Genomic DNA, 23,357 nt, shown 5'->3' with positions numbered 1-23,357 from the left:
GTTCTCCTTGTTGTTAGCGACTTTTCTAGTTTTCCCGTTTCGGTGAGCAGCAGCCCTTTGCCGATGGGCTTTCGCTTGAGTCCGCGGCGCCCTGTGACGGCGGAGCACAGCATGCCTCCGCAGTGTTCTGCGGCTCACCGGCGCAGCAACTCTTCGCTGGCATAAACTGGACTGTGAGCGAGGACGGCTCGGCAATGCCCATCAGCCCCTGGGGACTGGGAGCGCAGCACGAGCTCGACTTGTCTTGCACTTCGCCAGCGCAAGCAGGGGCAGGTTCGGGCTGTTGCGGTTGAGGGGCGTTGGCTCGCCATTCCGCCCGGGCCTCGCGAAGGACCTGCCCGGCTGAATGCAGGAAAAGTGCGGCGATGGCCATCCCGACGAGGATGTCCGGCCAAAGGCTGTTTGTCAGCGCCACCAGGCCGGCGGCCGCGATCACGCTGCTGTTGGCCAGCAGATCGTTGCGCGAGCAGAGCCAGGTCGAGCGCATGTTCAGGTCGTCGGAACGGTGACTATAGAGCAGCATGAAACAGTAGCCATTGGCGAGTAGCGCGAGTGCACCGATGATGCCCATCCAGTCGGCGGCAGGCACCTCCTGCAACACCAGCTTGCGCAATGCATCGGCCACCACCAGCATGCCGAACAGCAGCATGAAACCGCCCTTGAACAGCGCCGCTCCCGCACGGGCACGCGCGCTGCGGTGCAGGACGAACAGCGTAAGGGCATAGACCGAGGCATCGCCGAACATATCCAGCGAGTCGCCGAGCAATGCCGTGGACTTAGCTATCCAGCCGGCGATGAACTCAACCAGAAACATGGCCGCATTGACGACCAGGACGATGTAGAGCACCCGGCTCTGCTTGGCGCGCAGCTGGGCCAGCTCACCGGCCTTGTTTTCACAGCAGCTGTCCATGACTCGTACCTCACTCACTCGATCTTGTCGTTAGAATGAGGGTTATAGCGACTATAAGGTCAAGAGCCATGAACGCGACGAACTTCACCGTGGGCCAGTTGGCCCGCATCACGGATACCAAAGCGGTGACGATTCGCTACTACGAACAACTCGGCCTGCTGCCCCCGGCTTCGCGCAATGCTTCCGGATACCGCCAGTACACGGAGGAGGAACGCGATCGGCTGCTATTCATTCGTCGAAGCCGCGCGCTGGGGTTCAGCCTCGACGACGTCCGCCAGCTCCTGGGTTTCTCCGACCATCGTCAGGCGTCGTGCGCCGCAGTAGACGCCAAGGTGGCCGAGCAGTTGGAGCAGGTCAGGCTGCGAATCCGCGATCTGCAGGGGCTGGAACAAGAGCTGCGGCGTCTGCTGTCCTGCTGTCATGGCGGTGTAATCGAGGAGTGCAGGATCATCGAGTCGCTGAGCCTGCAGCGTTGAATAGCAATGACAGTGATCCGTTAAGCTGACAGATCGATCGGGAGAAGCTTGCATGCATTCGAAAGAACATTGGCAGCAGGTCTACACCAACAAGGCCGCAGACAGCGTCAGTTGGTACCAGCCGCATGTCTCGGTGTCACTGGAATTGATCCGCCAGACCGGTGTATCGGTCGATGCCTCGCTGATCGACGTCGGCGGTGGGGCCTCGACGCTGGTTGACGACTTGCTGGTGGCTGGCTTTCGCAAGCTGACGGTATTGGACATTTCCGATACGGCGCTGGAAGTGGCGCGGCAGCGCCTGGGTGAACGTGCAGCCTGGGTGAGCTGGATAGAAGCAGACATCACCACCGTCCAATTGCCCGAGCAGGCATATGACGTCTGGCACGACCGAGCAGTCTTTCATTTCCTGACGACCGAGCAGGAGCGCCGAGAATACCTCCAGGCGGTGCGGCGCGCAGTAAAGCCTGGCGGCTTCGTCATCGTCGGCACATTCGCCGAGGACGGCCCGGAGCGCTGCAGCGGTCTACCCGTCCAGCGCTACAGCGCTGAATCCCTGCATGCAGAGTTTGGCGCGAGCTTCGAGCCGCTTGGGCGGGCAGCGGAAGATCATCGGACGCCCAGTGGAAGCATTCAGAAATTTCTCTATTGCTATTGCCGAAAGCTCTGAAAGCGATTTCGTTATGCCCGCTTCTGGCCGTTTCCTGCCCGTTGCCATTTGACCGCTCCACTCAACCCCTCCCGAAAACCTCCCGCAACCACCCTTGAATGATTGCGCAATCATCGTAGCCTGACTCGGGCTGTGCATTTTCCGGCGGCCCTGCGGGGCGTCGGTGGTCCATTTCGAGGAGGTTTTTATGAACGACCAATCCGCCATCGCCTGCGCCGACGACGACCGCATCGCCTGGCTGCGCCTGCGCTCGGTGGCCCTGCCGCTGGCCAATCCGATCAGCGATGCCAAGGTGCTCACCGGCCGGCAGAAGCCGATGACCGAGATCGCCATCCTGATCGCCGAGATCGAGACCCGCGACGGCCATCGCGGCCTGGGTTTCAGCTATTCCAAGCGCGCTGGCGGTGCCGGGCAGTTCGCCCATGCCCTGGAGGTGGCGCCGAATCTGCTCGGCGAGAATCCCAGCGATATCGCCAGGCTGTGGGACAAGCTGTGCTGGGCCGGCGCCTCGGTGGGGCGCAGCGGTCTGGCGACCCAGGCCATCGGCGCCTTCGACGTGGCGCTGTGGGATCTCAAGGCGCGCCGCGCCGGCCTATCGCTGGCGCGTCTGCTCGGCGCCCAGCGCGATTCGGTGCGCTGCTACAACACCTCCGGCGGCTTCCTGCATACGCCGCTCGATCAACTGCTGAAGAACACCGACCTCTCCCGCGAGAAGGGCATCGGCGGCATCAAGCTCAAGGTCGGCCAGCCGGACTGGGCGCTGGATCTGCAGCGCGTCGCTAGCGTGCGCCAGCACCTGGGCGACGGCTTTCCGCTGATGGTCGACGCCAACCAGCAGTGGGATCGGCCCACCGCGCGGCGCATGTGCCGGCGCCTGGAGCCCTTCGAGCTGATCTGGATCGAGGAGCCGCTGGACTGCTACGACGCCGAGGGCCACGCCGAGCTGGTGCGCCAGTTCGACACGCCGATCGCCACCGGCGAGATGCTCACCAGCCCGGCCGAGCATTGGGAGTTCATCCGCCAGCGTGGCGCCGACTTCCTGATGCCCGATGCGCCGCGGGTCGGCGGCATCACCCCGTACCTGCGCGTGCAGACCCTGGCCGAGCAGGCCGGGATGACCCTGGCACCGCATTTCGCCATGGAGTTGCACGTGCACCTGGCCGCCAGCCATACGCGCGAGCCCTGGGTCGAGCATTTCGAGTGGCTGGAGCCGCTGTTCAACGAGCGCCTGGAGATTCGCGACGGGCGCATGCGGGTGCCGACGCGCCCGGGGCTGGGCCTCAGCCTGAGCGAGCGGGTGGCGGGCTGGACGCTGCAGCAGGCCGAGGTCGGCCAGCGCGCCTAGTCGCGTAGGGGGGCCATGCGCACCGATGCTGTTGGCGATGCGTCCAATGGGTTGGTGCGCGCGGCGCACCCTACACGGGTGAGCGCCGGCGGCCTGGTCGTCAAGGTGCGGCGGGCGGCTCCTGGGCTTGCAGCGCCGCCTGGCGCACGGCCTCGCGGATGGCGACAACGGCCGGGTTGTCGTTGTCGTCGCGCCAGACCAGGTGCAGCTCGCTGCACACCCCGCTCGGCAGCGCCAGGCTACGGAAGCGCACCCGCTCGAAGCGCACCGCGCTGGCGCCGCGCGGCACCAGGGCCAGGCCCATGCCGGCGTTGACCAGGGCGAGGATGGTCAGGGTCGAGCCGAGCGACTGCACGTAGTCCGGCTGCACGGCGCTGGAGCGGAACAGGCCGGTGAGCAGTTCGTTGAACGGCTGCCAGGCGCCGTGGGCGTAGAGGATGAACGGCTGGCCGTGCAACGCGGCCAGCGTCGGCGTCGCCGCTTCGGCCAGCGGATGCGCGGCGGGTACGGCGAGGACGAAGGGCTCGCGCAGCAGGCATTCGCCGACCAGCCCCGGTTGGTTGAGCGGCGCGCGCACGATGGCCAGGTCGATGCGCCGGGTGCGCAGGGCCTGCAGTTGCTCGAAGGTGGTCATCTCCTGCAGCGCCAGTTGCACCTCGGGGCGCTCGCGGCGGGTCTGCGCCACCACCCGCGACAGGAAGTCGTACACCGCGCTGGCGACGAAGCCGATGCTCACCTGGCCGCTCTCGCCGAGGGCGGCCAGGCGCGCGCTGTGCGCCGCGCGATGGGCCTGGTCGAGCAGCGCCTGGGCCTCGACGAAGAAGGCCCGGCCGGCGGCGGTCAGCGCCACCGAGCGGGTGCTGCGGGTGAACAGCGCCACGCCCAGTTGATGCTCCAGCAGCTGGATCTGCCGGCTCAGCGGCGGTTGGGTCATATGCAGGCGTTCGGCGGCGCGGCGGAAGTTCAGCTCCGCGGCCAGGGTGGTAAAGCAGCGCAGCTGGGCCAGTTCGAACATTGATTCATTCCGGGTATCAATCAAATGCCTGATTAGATTAGACCTGGATCAATGTAGGCGTCCATCATCTGTCGCCAGGGGCAGTTAGGGACGTTCTGAAAGGCTCTGTCCGAGTTAACTGTTGCACTGCTGTAGGAGCGGATTTATCCGCGAGGTTCGCGATGCAATCGCGAATAAATTCGCTCCTACACAAGCCAGATCGGCACATCGACGATCAACGGGGACATGGCTTTTTCGGAACGTCCTTAGGGAAACTCTGAAATAGCCGTCATTCCCGCGCAGGCGGGACAGCAGCTTTATCGCTGAACAGCGCTTGCGCTGGTCCGAAGGGGAATAATCCAGAGCCTGCGTAGTCCCTGGGCTCCCGCCTTCGCGGGAGTGACGATAAATGGCTTTTTCAGCACGTCCTTAGGGGATGTCGCGGGGATAGGGGCAGCCGGGTGCCCCGGCCCTCTCCCGTAAGAGAGGGCGGGGCGGGCGATCAGGTGCGCAGAATGGCGTTGATCGCGCTGGGCTTGGGCCGCAGGGCGCTGAACACCTGCCAGAGGACGAAGGCCAGGGCCAGGCCGAGGAAGCTGCCGGCGATGGGGGTGGTGAAGAAGTCGGCGAAGTTGCCGTCCGACAGCATCAGGCCGCGGCGCAGGTTGGTCTCGGCCATCGGTCCGAGGATGAAGCCGATGATGAACGGCGCCGCCGGCATGCCGGCCTTGACGAAGCCGTAGCCGAGCAGGCCGAAGCCGAGGATCGACCAGACGTCGAACAGGCGGCTGGACAGGCCGAAGGCGCCGACCACGCAGAGCACCAGGATGATCGGCAGGAGGATGTGCTTGGGCACGTCGAGTAGCTTGATGAACAGGCGCAGGCCGTAGAACTCCATGAACAGCATCATCACCGTGGCGACCAGCAGGGCGGCGAAGATGGTGTACACCAGCGGGCCCTGACTGATGAACAGCAGCGGGCCGGGCTGGATGCCGTGGATCAGGAAGCCGCCGAGCATGATCGCGGTGACGGTGTCGCCGGGAATGCCCAGGGTCATCAGCGGCAGCATGGCGCCGCCGATGCCGGCGTTGTTGGCGGTCTCGCTGGCGACCACGCCGCCGATGTTGCCCTTGCCGTAGGTGTGGCCGTCCTTGGCGCGCTTCTTGGCGATGATGTAGGACACCAGGTTGGAGGTGCCGGCGCCGATGCCGGGGAGGATGCCGATGCCCAGGCCGATCAGGCCGGAGCGCCCGGCGTTGGGCAGTTGCTGGCGGAACTCCTTGAGCGAGAAGCCGAAGCCCTTGATGTTCTTCATGCTCACCGACTTGGCCTTGCCCTGTACGGCATGGCGGCCGGTTTCGGCCAGCTTGATGATCTCGGCCACGGCGAACATGCCGATCATCACCGCCAGCATGGAGAAGCCGCCGTTGAGCTCGCTGAAATCGAAGGTGAAGCGGCGGATGGCTTCCACCGGGGCGATGCCGACGGTGGACACGGCGATGCCCAGGCCGCCGGCGAACAGGCCCTTGACCATCGAGCCGGCCGACAGGGTGGCGATCAGGGTCAGGGAGAACACGGCGATGGCGAAGTATTCGTGCGGGCCGAAGCGCAGCGCCACCTTGGCCAGCTGCGGGGCGATGAACATCAGCGCGACGATGCTGAAGATGGTGCCGAGGAAGGAGAACACGATGCCCACGCCGAGCGCCTTGACGCCCAGGCCCTGTTCCATCAGCGGGCCGCCGTCGAACACCGTGGCGATGGACGAGGGCGTGCCGGGAATCTTCAGCAGGATCGCCGAGATCAGCCCCCCCGAAGTGGCGCCGATGAACAGCGCCACTAGCAGCGACAGGCCCGCCTGCGGGCCCATGGTGAAGGTCAGCGGCAGGCACAGGGCCACCGCCATGGTGGCCGACAGGCCGGGCACGGCGCCGAAGACGATGCCCATGGCCACGCCGACGGCCATCAGCAACAGGATGTTGAGCGAGAAGACGGCACCGAAGCCTTGCTGCAGTAATTCGAGCATGGTCGTTCCTCAGAGGAAGTTGAGCAGGCCGGCGGGCAGCATCAGATCGAAGGCCTCGCGGAACAGCAGGTAGACGACGGCCGAGCAGATGCCCGCGATCAGCAGGTAGAGCAGGTGGTTGGCCTTCTGCTTGACCGGGGTCAGCACCAGGAACTGCAGGTAGAGATAGACCACCGTCATCAGCGGGAAGCCCACCGGGCCGAGCAGGGCGATATAGCCGAGGATCAGGCCCAGGGTCAGCAGCACGGTCTTGGGCTCGACCACGCTGGCGGGGGCTTCTTCGACGGGGCTGGCGGGCAGCTCGTCCTGGCTATCGCCGGCGCTGTCGGCGCCGGGCGCGGGCTTGCTGGCGAGGGCGGCGAACACCTGCATCACGCCGAGCAGGGTGAGGAAGCCGGCCAGCAGCAGGGGCAGGGTGGCGGCGTCGACGCCTTGGTGGTCGGGCAGTTGGTAGGCCATCGCCAGGTAGGCGAGGCTGCAGCCGATCATGGCCAGGCCGATGATCAGTTCTTTCTTGTTCGCGGTAGCGTGCATGGGAAACCTCGAAGAACGAATGCGCAACGCCGGCCGGAGCGTCCGGCCAGCGTCGCGTCATGACTCACTTGCCTTGGCGCATCTCATCCTTGAACTGCATGAAGTCGTCGCGGGTCTTGGCCAGGATCGCCTTGGCGTCCTCGGTGCCGAAGTAGGCGACCGGCTGCTTGAACTTCTTCAGGTCCTCGGCGTACTCGGGGATCTCGGTGATCTGCTTCATCAGGTCGGCCATCTTGGCGACGATGGCCGGGTCGGTACCCTTGGGGAAGGCGACCACGTAGGGCTTGTCCATGGTCAGGTCGAGGCCCTGCTCCTTGAGGGTCGGCACGTCGCCGAGCAGCGGGTTGCGCGCGTCGTTGGGCTGGCCCAGGGCAACCATCTGGCCGCCGTTGACGTAGTCCTGCACCGAACCGTAGGTGATGGCGCCGAGGTCGAGGCGACCGCCGAGCATGCCGACCACGCGGTCGGACACCGTGCCGCCGTCGACCATCTTCAGCTTGGTGCCGGAGAGTTTTTCCAGCATCAGGCCCTGGGCGTGGGAGAAGCTGCCCATCTCGGTGCCGTAGGTGATGCTGCTCGGAGCGGCCTTCGACTTGTCGATCAGCTCCTGCATGGAATTCACCCCGGCGTCCTTGGAGGCGACGAACACGGTGCTCTTGTCGACGCCGGCGATGCAGGACACGTCGAAGGTCTCGAAGCTGTCTTCGGTCAGGCCGGCCACTTCGTTGACGATCAGCTGGCCCGGGTGGGTGAAGAGGATGGTGTTGCCGTCCGCCGCCGCGCCCTTGACCTGTTCGGCGGCGAGGGTGCCGCCGCCGCCGGCGACGTTGGTCACCACCATGGTCTTGCCGGTGATCTGGTTGAAGTACTTGGCCATCATGCGGGCGTTGAAGTCGGTGTCGCCGCCGGGGTTGGCGATCACCACCACCTGCACCGGGCGGGTCGGCCAGGCGACGTCGGCGGCCACGGCGGCCGACTGGGCGGCGAGGGCGCCCATGCCGACCAGGGCAGCGAGCAGGGAAGCGCGGAAGGTTTTTTTCATTGGAATGCTCCGGGGTTGAGGGCGGGGTGCTTCAGTTGTCGCGGCCGAGGCTGGGACGTTTTGGGTGGTACTGCCAGCCTGGCACCAGGTACTGCATGGCCATGGCGTCGTCGCGCGCGCCGCTGGCCACTTTCTTGTACAGCTCGTGGGCGGCCATGATCCGCTGCATGTCGGGTTCGACGCCGAGGCCGGGCTTGCTCGGCACTTCGACCTGGCCGCCGACTATCTGCAGCGGCTCGCGGGTCAGGCGCTCTTCGCCTTCCTGCCAGATCCAGTGGGTGTCGATGGCGGTGATGCGTCCCGGCACGGCGGCCGCGGCATGGGTGAACATGGCCAGGGAAATGTCGAAGTGGTTGTTGGAGTGCGAGCCCCAGGTCAGGCCGAATTCCTCGCACACCTGGCCGAGGCGCACGGCGCCCTGCATGGTCCAGAAGTGCGGGTCGGCCAGCGGGATGTCGACCGCCTCCAGGCGCAGCGAGTGGCCCATCTGCCGCCAGTCGGTGGCGACCATATTGGTGGCGGTGGGGATGCCGGTGGCGCGCTTGAACTCGGCCATCACCTCGCGGCCGGAGTAGCCGTTCTCCGGCCCGCAGGGGTCTTCGGCGTAGGCCAGCACATGACCCTGGCCGCGGCACAGCTCGATGGCCTCGGCCAGCGACCAGGCGCCGTTGGGGTCGAGGGTGACGCGGGCCTCGGGGAAGCGCGCCTTGATCGCGCGGATCGCCTCCATCTCCTCGGCGCCGCGCATCACCCCGCCCTTGAGCTTGAAGTCATTGAAGCCGTAGCGCGCATGCGCGGCCTCGGCCAGGCGGGCGATGGCCTCTGGGGTCAGCGCGGCCTGGTGGCGCAGGTGATACCAGTCGTCCGTGGAGCCGCTGCCAGCCAGATAGGGCAGGTCGCTGCGCTGACGCTCGCCTATATAGAAGAGGTAGGCGAGCATCGGCACGCGGTCGCGCTGCTGGCCGCTGCCGAGCAGCTCGGCCACCGGCACGTCCAGGTGCTGGCCGAGCAGGTCGAGCAGGGCGGCTTCCACCGCGGTGATCACGTTGTCCAGGCGCAGGTTGATCTCGTGCGGCTGCTTGAGCACGCGCGCCTCGGCCTCCGAGGTGACCTGGTGCTGGGTGGTCTGCGGGCCGCTGGCCGGGCCGGCGATGGCCTGGCGCAGGCGGTTGAGCACGCGGTTGTAGCGGCCGACCGGCTGGCCGATCACCAGCTCTTTGCAGCGCTCCAGGGCCTGGCGGATGCCTTCGCCGCCGGGCACTTCGCCGCAGCCGGTGCGCCCGGCGCTGTCGGTGATCAGCACCAGGTTGCGGGTGAAGTAGGGGGCATGGGCGCCGCACAGGTTGAGCAGCATGCTGTCATGGCCGGCGACCGGGATGACCTGCATCTCGACGACCTGGGGCGTGGCGCTGGAGCTGGATGGATACATCTGGCTTAGGACTCCGAACGGGTGGCGGCGCATGCCGCCGTGGCGGTGAGACGCGATTCAGCGGTGCCTGGCCGCGCAGCGGGCGCGGCGTGGCGGTGTTCGGGACAGGGGCGCCGACCGCAGGCAGGCGGTGTCGGGCTGGGGGCGGCGACGCGGGGCGGCGCACGCTTGGGCTATGAAGGTCGATGACATGACCCGGGCCTCGGATTGTTGTTATTGGATGTCATAGGTTGTCGTATGACTTGGTGCAAATTAGTACCAGCCGATTTTTCCCCTGTCAACGCGGCAAGGACATTTTGTCCGACAGTCCGGCGCCTGGCGGGCGCCGCCTCGGCCGCTGTCCCTGGCGGTCTGCCCGGCTCTTGGGCAACGCTGAAATAGCCGTCGTTCCCGCGCCGGCGGGAATCCAGAACCTGCGTAGTACCTGGGCTCCCGCCTTCGCGGGAGTGCCGATAAACGGCTTGTTCAGAACGTCCCTGGATCGCTGATCCGCCCGCTGTGGCGGGGGTTGCCCGATCAGGCGGCAGGGGCTGGGGGAAGGCTCGCGGACGAGCGGTACGAAAAACTGGTGTTTTTTTTGGTGTTGTACGATAACGTATCTCTACAGCTGCGGCTGACGCTATTTCTCACAACTCGCTCTACAGGGTGTTCGCATAATGAATCCACAAGAACTGAAGTCCATCCTCTCCTCCGGCCTGCTGTCCTTTCCGGTCACCGATTTCGACGCGGCCGGCGATTTCAACCAGGCCGGCTACGTGCGCCGCCTCGAGTGGCTGGCGCCCTACGGCGCTTCCGCGCTGTTCGCCGCCGGCGGCACCGGCGAGTTCTTCTCCCTGGCGCCGGACGAGTACAGCGCGGTGATCAAGACCGCCGTCGATACCTGCGAGAAGTCCGTACCTATCCTGGCCGGCGTCGGCGGCCCGACCCGCGTGGCCATCCAGATGGCGCAGGAAGCCGAGCGTCTGGGCGCCAAGGGCCTGCTGCTGCTGCCGCACTACCTCACCGAAGCTTCCCAGGACGGCGTCGCCGCTCACGTCGAGCAGGTGTGCAAGTCGGTGAAGATCGGCGTGGTGATCTACAACCGCAACGTCTGCCGCCTCAATGCCAGCCTGCTGGAGCAACTGGCCGAGCGCTGCCCGAACCTGATCGGCTACAAGGACGGCCTGGGCGATATCGAGCTGATGGTGTCGATCCGTCGCCGCCTCGGCGAGCGCCTGACCTACCTCGGCGGCCTGCCCACCGCGGAAGTCTATGCCGCGGCCTACAAGGCCCTGGGCGTGCCGGTGTATTCCTCGGCGGTGTTCAACTTCATCCCCAAGACCGCGATGAACTTCTACCGGGCCATCGCCGCCGAAGACCATGCCACCGTCGGCAAGCTGATCGACGATTTCTTCCTGCCCTACCTGGACATCCGCAACCGCAAGGCCGGTTACGCGGTGAGCATCGTCAAGGCCGGTGCCAAGATCGTCGGCTACGACGCCGGCCCGGTGCGCGCGCCGCTGACCGACCTGCTGCCGGACGAGTACGAAGCGCTGGCCAGGCTGATCGAAGCCCAGGGCGCGCAGTAAGCCGCCGAACGCCCGCCGTAGGGTGTGCCGTGCGCACCGATGAAAAATGCCGAACGGCTGGTGCGCATAGCGCACCCTACGGCCCGCAACAGCTAGGAGGGATCATGAGCAAGCGTTACGACAACTACATCGGTGGCCAGTGGGTCGCCGGCAGCGACTACTCGCGCAATATCAACCCGTCGGATCTGGCCGATGCCATCGGCGAGTACGCCAAGGCCGACGCCGCCCAGGTCGATCAGGCCATCGCCGCGGCCCGCGCCGCCTTCCCGGCCTGGTCGGTCTCCGGCATCCAGGCGCGTAGCGACGCGCTGGACAAGGTCGGCAGCGAGATCCTCGCCCGTCGTCAGGAGCTCGGCGAGCTGCTCGCCCGCGAAGAGGGCAAGACCCTGCCCGAGGCCGTCGGCGAGGTGACCCGCGCCGGCAATATCTTCAAGTTCTTCGCCGGCGAGTGCCTGCGCCTGAACGGCGAGATCGTGCCCTCGGTGCGCCCCGGCGTGTCGGTGGAAGTGACCCGCGAGCCGCTCGGCGTGATCGGCCTGATCACCCCGTGGAACTTCCCCATCGCCATCCCGGCGTGGAAGATCGCCCCGGCCCTGGCCTACGGCAACTGCGTGGTGTTCAAGCCCGCCGACCTGGTGCCCGGTAGCGCCTGGGCGCTGGCCGAGATCATCTCCCGCGCCGGCTTCCCCGAAGGCGTGTTCAACCTGGTGATGGGCAGCGGCCGCGTGGTCGGCGAGGCCATGGTCGGCGACCAGCGCGTCGACGGCATCAGCTTCACCGGCTCGGTCGGCGTCGGTCGCGGCATCGCCGCCGCCTGCGTCGCCCGCGGCGCCAAGGTGCAGCTGGAGATGGGCGGCAAGAACCCGCAGATCGTGCTCGACGACGCCGACCTCAAGGTGGCCGTGGAGCTGGCGGTGCAGAGCGCCTTCTATTCCACCGGCCAGCGTTGCACCGCCTCCAGCCGGCTGATCGTTACCGCCGGCATCCACGACCGCTTCGTCGAGGCGATGGCCGCGCGCATGGCCTCGATCAAGGTCGGTCACGCGCTCAAGGCCGGCACCGACATCGGCCCGGTGGTATCGCAGGCGCAACTGGAGCAGGATCTGCGCTATATCGAGATCGGTCGCGGCGAAGGCGCCGAGCTGATCGCCGGCGGCGGCCTGGTCACCTGCGACACCGAAGGCTACTTCCTGGCGCCGACGCTGTTTGCGGGCAGCAGCGCCGAGATGCGCATCAGCCGCGAGGAAATCTTCGGCCCGGTGGCCAACGTGGTGCGCGTGGCCGACTACGAGGCGGCGCTGGCGATGGCCAACGACACCGAGTTCGGCCTGTCCGCCGGTATCGCCACCACCTCGCTGAAATACGCCAACCACTTCAAGCGTCACGCCCAGGCCGGCATGGTCATGGTCAATCTGCCCACTGCCGGGGTGGATTACCACGTACCCTTCGGCGGCCGCAAAGGCTCGTCCTACGGGCCGCGCGAGCAGGGCCGCTACGCCGCGGAGTTCTACACCACGGTGAAGACCAGTTATATCGGCTGATGCCGGGTGTCAGCCGCGTAGGCTGGATCACGCTTTATCGATCCACCCTACAGCGCTATCCCGGTCGTAGCCCGGATGCAATCCGGGAGTCGATTCCCCGGATTGCATCCGGGCTACGGCCTTACGCCACAGGGTTACAACCCGCACAACAACAACAGGGTAACGGTCATGAGTTCACAGAATACTGCCGGCGTCGGCACCCCGCTGATCACCGAACTGCAAGTGGTGCCGGTCGCCGGCCAGGACAGCATGCTGCTCAACCTGAGCGGCGCCCACGGCCCGTACTTCACCCGCAACATCCTTATTCTCAAGGACAGCGCCGGCCACGTCGGGGTCGGCGAAGTCCCGGGCGGCGAAGCCATCCGCCAGACCCTGGAAGACGCCCGCGCGCTGCTGCTCGGCCAGCCGGTCGGCAATTACAACGCGCTGCTCAACCAGGCGCGCCGCGCCTTCGAAGGCCGCGACGTCGGCGGCCGCGGCCTGCAGACCTTCGACCTGCGCATCGCCATCCACGCCGTCACCGCACTGGAGTCGGCGCTGCTCGATCTGCTCGGCCAGCACCTCGGCGTGCCGGTGGCCGCCCTGCTCGGCGAAGGCCAGCAGCGCGACGCGGTGGAGATGCTCGGCTACCTGTTCTTCGTCGGCGACAAGGGCAAGACCGATCTGGGCTACCGCGACGAACGCGATGCCGACGACGCCTGGGCACGGGTGCGCAACCAGACCGCGCTGACCCCCGAGACCATCGTCCAGCAGGCCGAGGCGGCGCATGCGCGCTACGGCTTCAACGACTTCAAGCTCAAGGGCGGCGTGCTGCAGGGCGAAGCCGAGGTCGAGGCGATTCGCGCCCTGGCCGCGCGTTTCCCCGAGGCGCGCATCACCCTCGACCCCAACGGCGGCTGGTTGCTCAAGCAGGCGGTGGCGCTGTGCCGCGACCTGCACGGCGTGCTGGCCTATGCCGAAGACCCCTGCGGCGCCGAGAACGGCTACAGCGGCCGCGAGGTGATGGCCGAGTTCAAGCGCGCCACCGGCCTGCCGACGGCGACCAACATGATCGCCACCGACTGGCGGCAGATGGGCCACACCATCGCCTTGCAATCGGTGGACATCCCGCTGGCCGACCCGCACTTCTGGACCATGGCCGGCTCGGTGCGGGTGGCGCAGATGTGCCACGACTGGGGCCTGACCTGGGGCTCGCACTCGAACAACCACTTCGACATCTCCCTGGCCATGTTCACCCACGTCGCCGCCGCGGCGCCGGGCCAGATCACCGCCATCGACACCCACTGGATCTGGCAGGACGGCCAGTACCTGACGCGCAACCCGCTGCGCATCGAAGGCGGCCTGGTGCAGGTGCCGAAGACCCCGGGCCTGGGCGTGGAGCTGGACTGGGACGCGCTGGCCAAGGCGCACGAGCTGTACCGGGCCAAGGGCCTGGGCGCGCGCGACGATGCGGTGGCCATGCAGTACCTGATTCCGGGCTGGAGCTTCGATAACAAGAAGCCCTGCCTGGTGCGCTGAGTCAGGCCTGGCGCCGTCCCGTAGGGTGGGCTTCAGCCCACGCTGATTAATGGTGGGCTGAAGCCCACCCTACGGGCTGACCGCCGTTGGTGGGCTGAAGCGGAACGCCGCCCGGCCCGCCCTATGGGCTGAGCCTTTCCTTTTAACTAACGAGCCTTGCCGATGCCAGCCGCCAAACCCGGCCGGGTGCGCTACAGCATCCTGCTGATGCTGTTTCTGGTCACCACGGTCACCTTCGCCGACCGCTCCAGCATGTCCATCGCCGGCTCGGCGCTGCAGGCGGACCTGGGCATCGACGCGGTGATGCTCGGCTATATCTTCTCGGCCTTCGGCTGGGCCTATGTGCTCGGGCAGATTCCCGGCGGTTGGCTGTTCGACCGCTTCGGCACCAAGCCGGTCTATAGCCTGGCGCTGTTTGCCTGGTCGCTGCTGACCCTGCTGCAGGGCTTCGTCGACGTGCTGCCGGCGGCCTGGGCGGTGGCGACCATGTTCCTCCTGCGCCTGGCGGTGGGTTTCGCCGGGGCGCCCTGTTTCCCCGGCAACGCGCGCATCCTCGCCGCCTGGTTTCCCACCGCCGAGCGGGCCACGGCCACCGCCATCTCCAGTTCGGCGCAGTATGCCGCCACCGCGCTGTTCGCCCCGCTGATGGGCTGGGTGGTGCACGCCCTGGGCTGGCAGTCGGTGTTCGTCGTGCTCGGCTGCCTGGGCCTGGCGCTGTCGCTGTGGTGGCTGAAAGGCCTGCACGGCCCGCGCGAACATCCGCGCCTGCAGGCGGCCGAGCTGGCCCATATCGAAAACGGCGGCGGCCTGATCGACCTGGAATCCCACGGCGCGCGCGCCGCCGGCCCGCAGTGGCGCCACCTGCGTCTGCTGCTCGGCCAGCGCAGCCTGGTCGGGCTGTACTTCGGCCAGTACTGCAACAACGCCATCACCTATTTCTTCCTCACCTGGTTTCCCGTGTACCTGGTGCAGGCGCGCGGCATGAGCATCCTCGGCGCCGGTTTCGCCGCCGCGTTGCCGGCGATTGCCGGCTGCATCGGCGGCGTGCTCGGCGGCCTGCTGTCCGACGGCCTGCTGCGCCGCGGCCATTCGCTGACCCTGGCGCGCAAGCTGCCCATAGTCGTCGGCCTGCTGCTGTCGAGCTGCATGGTGCTGTGCATCTATGCCGAAAGCGATGCGGCGGTGGTGGCGCTGATGGCCCTGGCCTTCTTCGGCAAGGGCCTCGGCTCGATGGGCTGGACGCTGGTGGCCGATACCTCGCCGCGGCAGATCCTCGGCCTGTCCGGCGGGCTGTTCAACACCTTCGGCAACCTGGCGGCGATCACCACGCCGATCGTCATCGGCTACCTGGTCAGCCGCACCGGCTCCTTCGACTGGGCGCTGGTCTATGTCGGCGTCAACGCCCTGCTGGCGGTGGCGAGTTTTCTGTTTATCGTCGGCCCCATTCACAGGATCGAGCTGCCGTCGCAGCCGGGCGGGGGCAGCGCTGCCCGCCTGGCGGCGAGCGACTCGGTATCCTGAACGCACAACAAGAGGAGCACGCATCCATGCAGTTGATTCCCCATCAGGATTCGCCCCGTTATATCCGCCTGCACCCGAGCGACAACGTCGGCGTGGTGGTCAACGACCAGGGTGTCGCCGCCGGCGGCCAGTTTGACGATGGCCTGAAAGCAATCGAGGGCATTCCGCAGAGCCACAAGGTGGCGCTGGTCGATATCGCCGAAGGTGGCGAGGTGGTGCGCTATGGCGAGGTCATCGGCTATGCGCTGAAACCCATCGCCGCCGGCAGCTGGGTCACCGAGCAGGTGCTGCGCATGCCCGCGCCGCCAGTGCTGGACAACCTGCCCAAGGCGACCATCAAGATCGCGCCCGGCGAGCCGCTGGAAGGCTACAGCTTCGAGGGCTTCCGCAACCCGGACGGCAGCGTCGGCACCCGTAATATCCTCGGCGTCACCACCACCGTGCAGTGCGTGGTCGGCGTGCTCGATCACGTGGTCGAGCGCGTGCGCAAGGAACTCCTGCCCAACTACCCCAACGTCGACGATGTGGTGGCGCTGTCGCACAGCTATGGCTGCGGCGTGGCGATCAACGCGCCGGACGCGGTGGTGCCGATCCGCACCCTGTACAACATCAGCCGCAACCCCAACCTCGGCGGTCAGGCGCTGGTGATCAGCCTCGGCTGCGAGAAACTGCAGGCCAGCCAGTTGATGGATGGCGATCAGCTGACCAACGGCATGGACGAGGAGGACTGGCTGTTCCGCCTGCAGGATTCCGCCAGCGGCTTCGCCGGCATGGTCGAGCAGATCATGGCCATGATCGAGGAGCGCCTGAAGGTGCTCGACCGGCGTCGCCGCGAGACGGTGCCGGCCTCCGAGCTGGTGGTCGGCATGCAGTGCGGCGGCAGCGATGCGTTTTCCGGTATCACCGCCAACCCGGCCCTGGGCGTGGCGGCCGACCTGCTGGTGCGCGCCGGCGCCACCGTGATGTTCTCCGAGAACACCGAGGTGCGCGACGGCATCCATCTGCTCACCCCGCGCGCCGCCAGCGTCGAGGTGGCCGATGCGCTGATCCGCGAGATGCACTGGTACGATGCCTACCTTTCGCGCGGCATGGCCGACCGCAGCGCCAACACCACGCCGGGCAACAAGAAGGGCGGGCTGAACAACATCGTCGAGAAGGCTATGGGCTCCATCGCCAAGTCCGGCAACAGCCCGATTGCCGGCGTCGCCTCCCCGGGCGAGCGCATTCGCGGCAAGGGCCTGTGGTTCTGCGCCACGCCGGCCAGCGACTTTATCTGCGGCACCCTGCAACTGGCGGCGGGGATGAACCTGCATATCTTCACCACCGGCCGCGGCACGCCCTATGGCCTGGCCATGGTGCCGGTGATCAAGGTGGCCACGCGCAGCCAACTGGCCGAGCGCTGGCCGGACCTGATCGACGTCGACGCCGGGCAGATCCTCTCCGGGCGCATGACCCTGGAGGAAATGGGCTGGCATATCTTCCAGCTCTATCTGGACGTGGCCAGCGGTCGCCAGCAGACCTGCGCCGAACAGCTGCGCCTGCACAACGACCTGGTGCTGTTCAACCCGGCGCCGGTGACCTGAACGGGAGATCGTCATGAGCAAACCCAAGGTGCTGCAGATCGGCCCGCTGAGCGAGCGCTTCAATCGCGAGCTGGCCGAGGAATACGAGGTCAGTGCGCTGTGGCAACAGGCCGAGCCGCTGGCGTTCCTGCGCGAGCGGGGCGGGCAGTTCCTCTACATGGTGTCCTCGGCACGTTTCGGCTGCAGCGCCGAGCAGCTGGCGCTGCTGCCGAATCTGCGTGCCATCTGCAGTTTCGGTGTCGGCTACGACCCCTATCCGCTGCAGCTGCTGCGCGAGCGTGGCATTGCCCTCAGCACCACGCCGGACGTGCTCAACGACTGCGTGGCCGACCTGGCCATGGGCCTGATGATCGACAGCGCGCGGCGCCTGTCGGCGGCCGACCGCTTCGTGCGCAGCGGCGCCTGGAGCAGCACCACGGGTTTCCCACTGGCGCGGCGGGTCAGCGGCAAGCGTCTGGGCATAGTCGGCCTCGGCCGCATCGGCGAGGCGCTGGCGCGGCGGGCGGCGGGTTTCGCCATGCCGGTGCGCTACCACAACCGCCGTGCGGTCGAGGGCAGCCCTTACCAGCATGAGCCGGATCTACAGGCGCTGGCGCGCTGGGCGGATTTCCTGGTGCTGACCTGCCCAGGCGGCCAGGCCACCCATCATTTGATCGATGCCGAGGTGCTCGCAGCGCTGGGGGCCGATGGTTTTCTGATCAATGTCGCGCGCGGCTCGGTGGTCGACGAGGCGGCGCTGATCGCGGCGTTGCAAAAGGGTGTGATTGCCGGCGCGGGTCTGGACGTCTACGAACACGAACCGCAGGTACCGCTCGCCCTGCGCGAGCTGGACAACCTGGTACTGCTGCCGCACGTCGGCAGCGCCAGCGTCGAGACCCGCCAGCAGATGGCCGATCTGGTGCTCGATAACCTGCGCTGCTTTATCGCCAGCGGCCAACTGCTGACGCCGCTGTAACCCATTCGCGTGACGGCGCCCGTCGCCACGCTTATCGCCGCAACGCCACAAGCGCTGCGGCCGCTTCTTCCTCAACCTCACCTGCAGCACCGGCGCGCCACAAGCGCGCCGGGTTTTTTCCTGCCTGGCGTTCAGGCGAACCTGACCAAATTCAGCGCCGGCAGCGGCCCGCCGGGGAACTGCGCCAGGCGGCCCTGTTCGCTGCCGCCCAGATCGAGGGCGAAGAAGCCCAGGCGCTCGATCAGCGCGGCCACCGTGGCCTTGGCCGCGGCGTCCTCGCCGGAGACGAACAGCACGCGGCGGCCGCCCTCGGCCTGCGGGTCGCTGGCCAGCAGCGCCGGTTGCAGGTGGTTGAAGGCCTTGACCAGGCGCGCGCCAGGCAGCAGGTCGCCGACCACCGCGCTGGAGGCGCGGCCGCCGAGGTCGACGGCCTGGAAGGTCGGCGCCTCGATGGGGTTGTTGGCGTCGACGACGATGCGCCCGTGCCAGGGCCCGAGACCTTCCACCGCGCCGGCCAGCTTCGACCAGTTGACCGCGAGAAACACCAGGTCGGCGCGGGCCGCCTCTTCGCGGCTCACCGCCCGGACCCTGGGGCCGAGTCGCTCGACCAGTGCCGCCAGGCTGTCCGGCCCGCGACTGTTGGCGATGGCGACGTCGATGCCGGCGCCCGCCAGGGCCTGGGCGATGGCCGTGCCGATGGCGCCGGCGCCAATGATGGCGATATTCATATAAAACCTCCTGAAGGTTGGCTGAGCCCGGCTTGCATCCGGGCTACGCGAGGGGCAGTGGCTCAGGCGGTAAAGCCGCCGTCCACCAGCAGTTCGGCGCCGGTGACGAAGGCCGCCTGCGGGCTGGCCAGGTAGGCCACCGCGCCGGCGATGTCGTGGCCTTCGCCGTAGCGGCCGACGGCGATATGGGGGCGGACGAAGTCGGCCACCGGGCCGTCGGCCGGGTTCATGTCGCTGGCGGTGGGCCCCGGGTGCACGGTGTTGACCGTGATCCCGCGCGGGCCGAGGTCGCGCACCAGGCCGCGGCTGAAGCCGGCCACCGCGCCCTTGGTCAGGGTGTAGGCCGAGGCAGTGGCGAAGGCGGCGTACTGCACCATGGAGCTGCCGATATGGATGATGCGCCCGCCCTGGCCCATATGCTTGAGCGCTTCCTGGGTGGCGACGAACAGGCCGGTGACGTTCACCGCGAGGATGCGCTGGAAGTCGGCGAAGGCGATCTCCTGCGGGGCGCCGAGCACGCTGATGCCGGCGTTGTTGACCAGGATGTCGACCTTGCCGAAGCGCGCGGCCACCTGCTGCACGGCGCTGCGCACCGCCTCGGGATCGCCGGCGTCGGCGGCCAGGGCGATGGCCGTGCCGCCAGCGGCGAGGATCTCATCGACCACCTGTTCGGCCCGCTCGGGGGAGGCGTTGTAGGTGATGGCGACGCTGGCGCCGTCGGCGGCCAGGCGTTTGGCGATGGCCGCGCCGATGCTGCGCGAGCCGCCGGTGACGATGGCGATCTGGCCGGCGAGGGGGAGGGTGCTGTTCATGGTTAGAGCCTCGGTGTGTGGGGTTGGTGAGGCTATGAAACGCCTTTGCAGTTTCTCGCAGTAGCGTGTAATGGCTATAATCACTTTCAAGCAATACTTGAACATTGGTTGCACACCCAATCGGCCTTGGTGCGCGCGGCGCACCCTACGCAAGCGGTCCGTCGTAGGGTGCGCCATGCGCACCAGGCCGTTAACAGCTCGCTCGCTACGCAACGGGAACCCCGTCCGATGGAAAGCCTGGCCAATCTCGAATCCTTCGTGCGCAGCGCCGAGCTCGGCAGCTTTTCCGCCGCCGCCCGGCGTCTGGCGCTGACCCCGGCGGCGGTGAGCCGCAACGTCGCCCAGCTGGAGCGCCACCTGGGCGTGCGCCTGTTCCTGCGCAGCACTCGCCGGCTGAGCCTGACCGAGGCCGGCGAGCGCTTTCTCGGCAACGTCAGCGGCGGCCTGGCGAGCATCCAGGCGGCCATCGCCGACCTCAGCGATGCTGCCGGCGAGCCGGCCGGCACCCTCAGGCTCAGCGCCGCGCCGGCCTTCGCCCGCGATCATCTGCTGCCGCTGATGCCGGCGTTTCTTGCCCGCTACCCGGCGGTGCTGCCGGACTGGCACCTGGACAATCGCCAGGTCGATCTGATCGGCGAGGGCTTCGACGCCGCCATCGGCGGCGGCATCGAGCTGGCGCCCGGGGTGGTGGCGCGGCGCCTGGCCCCGGCGCACCTGGTGACGGTGGCGGCGCCGGAGTATCTGCAGGGCCGCGCGCTGCCGCGGCACCCCGGCGAACTGGCCGAGTTCGACGGCCTGCTGATGCGTTCGCGGCAGAGCGGCAAGCTGCGCCAGTGGCAGCTGCGTCACGCCGGCGGCGAGGAAGCGGCGCTGAGCCTGCGCCCGCGCCTGCTGCTCGACGATCCCCAGGCGCTGCGCCACTGCGCGCTGCTCGGCATGGGCGTGGCGCTGCTGGCCATGGCCGACGTCGCCGAGCACCTCGAGCGCGGCACGCTGCTGCGCCTGCTGCCGGACTGGCATGTCGACGCCGGGCCGATCTCGCTGTACTTCGCCAGCCAGCGCCTGCTGCCGGCCAAGACCCGCGCCTTCGTCGACTTCCTCACCGCGCACTTCGAGACGCAGCAACTGGCCCGGCGTTTTTCTGCAATCTCCTGAGCCCGCGCTTGCCCTGTCCGGGTGGTCAGGCTCTACACTCTGTGCCTTTTCCGCAGGCAAGGACTCTCACCGTGCAGTCGGTCATCTCTATTCAGCAACTGAACAAGATCTATGCGTCCGGGCATCCCGCCCTGCAAGGCATCGACCTGGACATTCGCCAGGGCGAAATCTTCGCCTTGCTCGGCCCCAACGGCGCCGGCAAGACCACCCTGATCAGCATCATCTGCGGCATCGTCAATCCCGGTAGCGGGCAGGTGCTGGTCGGCGGCCAGGACATCGTCCGCGACTACCGCGCGGCCCGTTCGCAGATCGGCCTGGTGCCGCAGGAGCTGGTCAGCGACGTGTTCGAAACCGTCTGGGCGACGGTCAAGTTCAGCCGCGGCCTGTTCGGCAAGAAGCCCGATCCGGCCTACCTGGAGCAACTGCTCAAGGACCTGTCGCTGTGGGACAAGCGGGACGCCAAGATCATGGAACTGTCCGGCGGCATGAAACGCCGGGTGATGATCGCCAAGGCGCTCTCCCACGAGCCGCAGATCCTGTTTCTCGACGAACCCACCGCCGGCGTCGACGTCGAGCTGCGCCGCGATATGTGGAACATGGTGCGACGCCTGCGCGAGCGCGGCGTGACCATCATCCTCACCACCCACTACATCGAGGAGGCCGAGGAAATGGCCGACCGCATCGGGGTGATCAGCAAGGGGCGGATCATCCTGGTGGAAGACAAGCAGGTGCTGATGCACAAGCTGGGCAAGAAGCAGCTCACCCTGCAGCTGCAGCAGCCGCTGGCCGGCGTGCCGGCCGAGCTGGAACGCTACGGCCTGGAGCTGGTCGACCAGGGCCATGCGCTGCTGTTCACCTTCGACGCCCAGCACGAGCACACCGGCATCGCCGAGCTGCTGCGCGACCTGGCCCAGCACGGCATCGACTTCAAGGATCTGCAGTCCAGTCAGAGTTCGTTGGAGGAGATCTTCGTCAGCCTGGTGAAGGAGTCGCGCGCATGAACCTCTATGCCATCAAGGCCATCTACCTGTTCGAGCTGGCGCGTACCTGGCGCACCCTGCTGCAGAGCATCGCCACCCCGGTGATCAGCACCTCGCTGTACTTCGTGGTGTTCGGCTCGGCCATCGGCAGCAGCATGACCCAGGTGCAGGGGGTGAGCTACGGCGCCTTTATCGTGCCGGGGCTGATCATGCTGGCGCTGCTTACCGAGAGTATTTCCAACGCCTCGTTCGGCATCTATATGCCCAAGTACTCCGGGAGCATCTACGAGCTGTTGTCGGCGCCGGTGTCCTACCTGGAAATCCTCGTCGGCTATGTCGGCGCGGCGGCGACCAAGTCGGTGATCCTCGGCATCATCATCCTGCTCACCGCGCGCCTGTTCGTCGACTTCGAGGTGCAGCATCCCGTGTGGATGGCGGCGTTCTTGCTGCTCACCGCGCTGACCTTCAGCCTGTTCGGCTTCATCATCGGCGTGTGGGCCGACGGCTGGGAGAAGCTGCAGATAGTCCCGGCGCTGATCGTCACGCCGTTGACCTTCTTAGGCGGCGCCTTCTATTCGATCAGCATGCTGCCGCCGGCCTGGCAGACGGTGACCCTGTTCAACCCGGTGGTGTACCTGATCAGCGCCTTCCGCTGGAGCTTCTACGGCGTGTCCGACGTCAACGTCGGCCTCAGCCTGGCGATGATCCTGGGCTTTCTGGCGCTGTGCATTTTGCTGGTGGGCTGGATCTTCAAGAGCGGCTACCGGCTCAAGAGCTGAGGCCGCCGGCAGGCACGCCGGGGCGCTGGCGGGAGGCGCCCCGGATTGCCTCCGGGCTACGGGCCAGCCGTATCGCGAAACGGAAGCTCGGCCTAGGGTGGATCGCGCATCCTGGCGGACAAACGCCCGTGGGAGGCGCTTCAGCGGCGACAGTCGCGGCTCAAGCCCCTGCCACTGATCGGCGATCTCCACGAACTGTCGGATCGCCGGCAAGCCGGCTCCTACCGGGCGAATCGGGGTGGCCCCCGTTACTTCACCCGCAACTCGCAATCGTAGGTCTTGGCCGGTGCCACCTCGGTTTCCCAGGGCCGCTGGTAGGTCAGCAGCAGGCGACCTTCGCCGCGCTCGCTGGCGCGGAAGCGCCAGGTGGATTTGCCCGCGGAACCGACCAGGCCGGCGTCCTCCGGGTTGCTGTAGACCTCGGGCCCGAGGCTCTGCAACACGCCCTCGGCGCCGTCGCGCAGCACCCAGCGGAAACCGGTGGTGGGGTTGCTGGGCAGGCTGAGGATCAGTTGCTGGCCCAGGTCCAGGCTCAGCGGGCATTTGTTGCGCTGTTCCTGGGTCAGGGTCTGGGTGCTCGGCTTCTGCGCGCAGGCGGCGAGCAGGGCCAGGCCGGCGAGGGGCAGCAGGCGGAAGGCGGCGGTCATGGCGGATTCCTGTCGGCGAAACGCGCCCAGCATAGCCGCATTGGCCAGGCGCCGGGTAGGTTGGCGCTGAGCGCAGCGAAGCCCAACAGGAAGCCGAAGGGCTTCGCCCGGCGATCCCCTGGCGTCCCGATGATCCTCCGTTGGGCTTCG

The 23,357-nt window shown here is 67.3% G+C and carries 21 protein-coding genes; 12 read left to right on the top strand and 9 right to left on the bottom strand.

Going from position 1 to position 23,357, the window contains the following annotated elements; all coding sequences use genetic code 11:
* Positions 1–25: 25 nt before the first annotated feature.
* Positions 26–910, bottom strand: a complete 885-nt coding sequence (locus tag ACIGKL_RS05960; RefSeq protein WP_397485770.1) for a cation transporter — start codon at positions 908–910, stop codon at positions 26–28.
* Positions 911–978: 68 nt separating this feature from the next.
* On the opposite strand from ACIGKL_RS05960, the gene ACIGKL_RS05955 reads away from it, so the two are divergent.
* The 3 genes from ACIGKL_RS05955 to ACIGKL_RS05945 all read left to right on the top strand — a co-directional run bounded on the left by ACIGKL_RS05955 (position 979) and on the right by ACIGKL_RS05945 (position 3,398).
* Complete coding sequence (locus ACIGKL_RS05955; RefSeq protein WP_397485769.1) at positions 979–1,386, top strand: helix-turn-helix domain-containing protein; 408 nt, start codon at positions 979–981, stop codon at positions 1,384–1,386.
* 52 nt (positions 1,387–1,438) lie between these two features.
* Entirely contained in the window at positions 1,439–2,053 is a 615-nt protein-coding gene (locus ACIGKL_RS05950) for a class I SAM-dependent methyltransferase (RefSeq protein WP_397485768.1), read from the top strand.
* Positions 2,054–2,240: 187 nt separating this feature from the next.
* Entirely contained in the window at positions 2,241–3,398 is a 1,158-nt protein-coding gene (locus ACIGKL_RS05945; protein WP_397485767.1) for a mandelate racemase/muconate lactonizing enzyme family protein, read from the top strand.
* 100 nt (positions 3,399–3,498) lie between these two features.
* Here the strand turns inward: ACIGKL_RS05945 and ACIGKL_RS05940 are convergent, their stop codons facing one another.
* From ACIGKL_RS05940 to ACIGKL_RS05920, 5 genes are all read right to left on the bottom strand, one after another.
* On the bottom strand, positions 3,499–4,413 hold the full coding sequence (locus ACIGKL_RS05940) for a LysR substrate-binding domain-containing protein (protein WP_397485765.1): 915 nt from the start codon (positions 4,411–4,413) through the stop codon (positions 3,499–3,501).
* A 481-nt stretch (positions 4,414–4,894) separates the two neighbouring features.
* A complete protein-coding gene (locus tag ACIGKL_RS05935; RefSeq protein WP_397485764.1) occupies positions 4,895–6,415 on the bottom strand; it encodes a tripartite tricarboxylate transporter permease in 1,521 nt (506 codons plus the stop codon).
* A gap of 9 nt (positions 6,416–6,424) precedes the next feature.
* Positions 6,425–6,949: a tripartite tricarboxylate transporter TctB family protein gene (locus ACIGKL_RS05930; RefSeq protein WP_397485763.1), complete on the bottom strand. Its 525-nt coding sequence runs from the start codon at positions 6,947–6,949 to the stop codon at positions 6,425–6,427.
* Positions 6,950–7,013: 64 nt separating this feature from the next.
* On the bottom strand, positions 7,014–7,991 hold the full coding sequence (locus ACIGKL_RS05925; RefSeq protein WP_397485762.1) for a tripartite tricarboxylate transporter substrate binding protein: 978 nt from the start codon (positions 7,989–7,991) through the stop codon (positions 7,014–7,016).
* 31 nt (positions 7,992–8,022) lie between these two features.
* Positions 8,023–9,420 (bottom strand): enolase C-terminal domain-like protein, encoded by a 1,398-nt coding sequence (locus ACIGKL_RS05920; RefSeq protein WP_397485761.1) that lies wholly within the window; start codon positions 9,418–9,420, stop codon positions 8,023–8,025.
* A gap of 656 nt (positions 9,421–10,076) precedes the next feature.
* Between ACIGKL_RS05920 and kdgD the strand changes: the two genes are divergently transcribed.
* The 6 genes from kdgD to ACIGKL_RS05890 all read left to right on the top strand — a co-directional run bounded on the left by kdgD (position 10,077) and on the right by ACIGKL_RS05890 (position 18,106).
* A complete protein-coding gene (gene kdgD, locus ACIGKL_RS05915) occupies positions 10,077–10,988 on the top strand; it encodes a 5-dehydro-4-deoxyglucarate dehydratase (RefSeq protein ID WP_397485760.1) in 912 nt (303 codons plus the stop codon).
* Between the two features lie 104 nt (positions 10,989–11,092).
* A complete protein-coding gene (locus ACIGKL_RS05910; protein ID WP_397485758.1) occupies positions 11,093–12,529 on the top strand; it encodes an aldehyde dehydrogenase family protein in 1,437 nt (478 codons plus the stop codon).
* 168 nt (positions 12,530–12,697) lie between these two features.
* Positions 12,698–14,047: a glucarate dehydratase gene (gene gudD / locus ACIGKL_RS05905; RefSeq protein ID WP_397485757.1), complete on the top strand. Its 1,350-nt coding sequence runs from the start codon at positions 12,698–12,700 to the stop codon at positions 14,045–14,047.
* Positions 14,048–14,209: 162 nt separating this feature from the next.
* Positions 14,210–15,568 carry an MFS transporter gene (locus ACIGKL_RS05900; RefSeq protein WP_397485756.1) on the top strand — a complete coding sequence of 453 codons (1,359 nt, stop codon included), beginning with the start codon at positions 14,210–14,212 and terminating at the stop codon, positions 15,566–15,568.
* 26 nt (positions 15,569–15,594) lie between these two features.
* Positions 15,595–17,151: a galactarate dehydratase gene (gene garD / locus ACIGKL_RS05895; protein WP_397485755.1), complete on the top strand. Its 1,557-nt coding sequence runs from the start codon at positions 15,595–15,597 to the stop codon at positions 17,149–17,151.
* 13 nt (positions 17,152–17,164) lie between these two features.
* Positions 17,165–18,106, top strand: a complete 942-nt coding sequence (locus ACIGKL_RS05890; RefSeq protein ID WP_397485754.1) for a 2-hydroxyacid dehydrogenase — start codon at positions 17,165–17,167, stop codon at positions 18,104–18,106.
* A gap of 131 nt (positions 18,107–18,237) precedes the next feature.
* On the opposite strand, the gene ACIGKL_RS05885 is transcribed toward ACIGKL_RS05890, so the two are convergent.
* Together ACIGKL_RS05885 and ACIGKL_RS05880 are read right to left on the bottom strand one after the other, a co-directional pair.
* Positions 18,238–18,900 carry an NADPH-dependent F420 reductase gene (locus ACIGKL_RS05885; RefSeq protein WP_397486257.1) on the bottom strand — a complete coding sequence of 221 codons (663 nt, stop codon included), beginning with the start codon at positions 18,898–18,900 and terminating at the stop codon, positions 18,238–18,240.
* Positions 18,897–19,646 (bottom strand): 3-oxoacyl-ACP reductase family protein, encoded by a 750-nt coding sequence (locus ACIGKL_RS05880; protein WP_397485753.1) that lies wholly within the window; start codon positions 19,644–19,646, stop codon positions 18,897–18,899. Before ACIGKL_RS05880 ends, ACIGKL_RS05885 begins: the two co-directional genes overlap by 4 nt.
* Positions 19,647–19,874: 228 nt before the next feature.
* On the opposite strand from ACIGKL_RS05880, the gene ACIGKL_RS05875 reads away from it, so the two are divergent.
* From ACIGKL_RS05875 to ACIGKL_RS05865, 3 genes are all read left to right on the top strand, one after another.
* Positions 19,875–20,801, top strand: coding sequence for a LysR substrate-binding domain-containing protein (locus ACIGKL_RS05875; RefSeq protein WP_397485752.1), 927 nt, complete (start codon positions 19,875–19,877; stop codon positions 20,799–20,801).
* A gap of 71 nt (positions 20,802–20,872) precedes the next feature.
* Complete coding sequence (locus ACIGKL_RS05870) at positions 20,873–21,802, top strand: ABC transporter ATP-binding protein (RefSeq protein WP_397485751.1); 930 nt, start codon at positions 20,873–20,875, stop codon at positions 21,800–21,802.
* The gene (locus ACIGKL_RS05865) at positions 21,799–22,560 is read left to right on the top strand and encodes an ABC transporter permease (protein WP_397485750.1); all 762 of its coding nucleotides are present in this window, start codon (positions 21,799–21,801) and stop codon (positions 22,558–22,560) included. Before ACIGKL_RS05870 ends, ACIGKL_RS05865 begins: the two co-directional genes overlap by 4 nt.
* A 248-nt stretch (positions 22,561–22,808) precedes the next feature.
* Here the strand turns inward: ACIGKL_RS05865 and ACIGKL_RS05860 are convergent, their stop codons facing one another.
* The gene (locus ACIGKL_RS05860; protein WP_397485749.1) at positions 22,809–23,207 is read right to left on the bottom strand and encodes a protease inhibitor I42 family protein; all 399 of its coding nucleotides are present in this window, start codon (positions 23,205–23,207) and stop codon (positions 22,809–22,811) included.
* Between the last annotated feature and the right edge of the window lie 150 nt (positions 23,208–23,357).

The sequence above is a fragment of the Pseudomonas sp. NPDC077186 genome, assembly GCF_044543505.1.
Lineage (GTDB): Bacteria > Pseudomonadota > Gammaproteobacteria > Pseudomonadales > Pseudomonadaceae > Aquipseudomonas.
The sequence above is the reverse complement of the archived record's forward strand: the minus strand, read 5'-3'. Positions and strand labels throughout refer to the sequence as shown.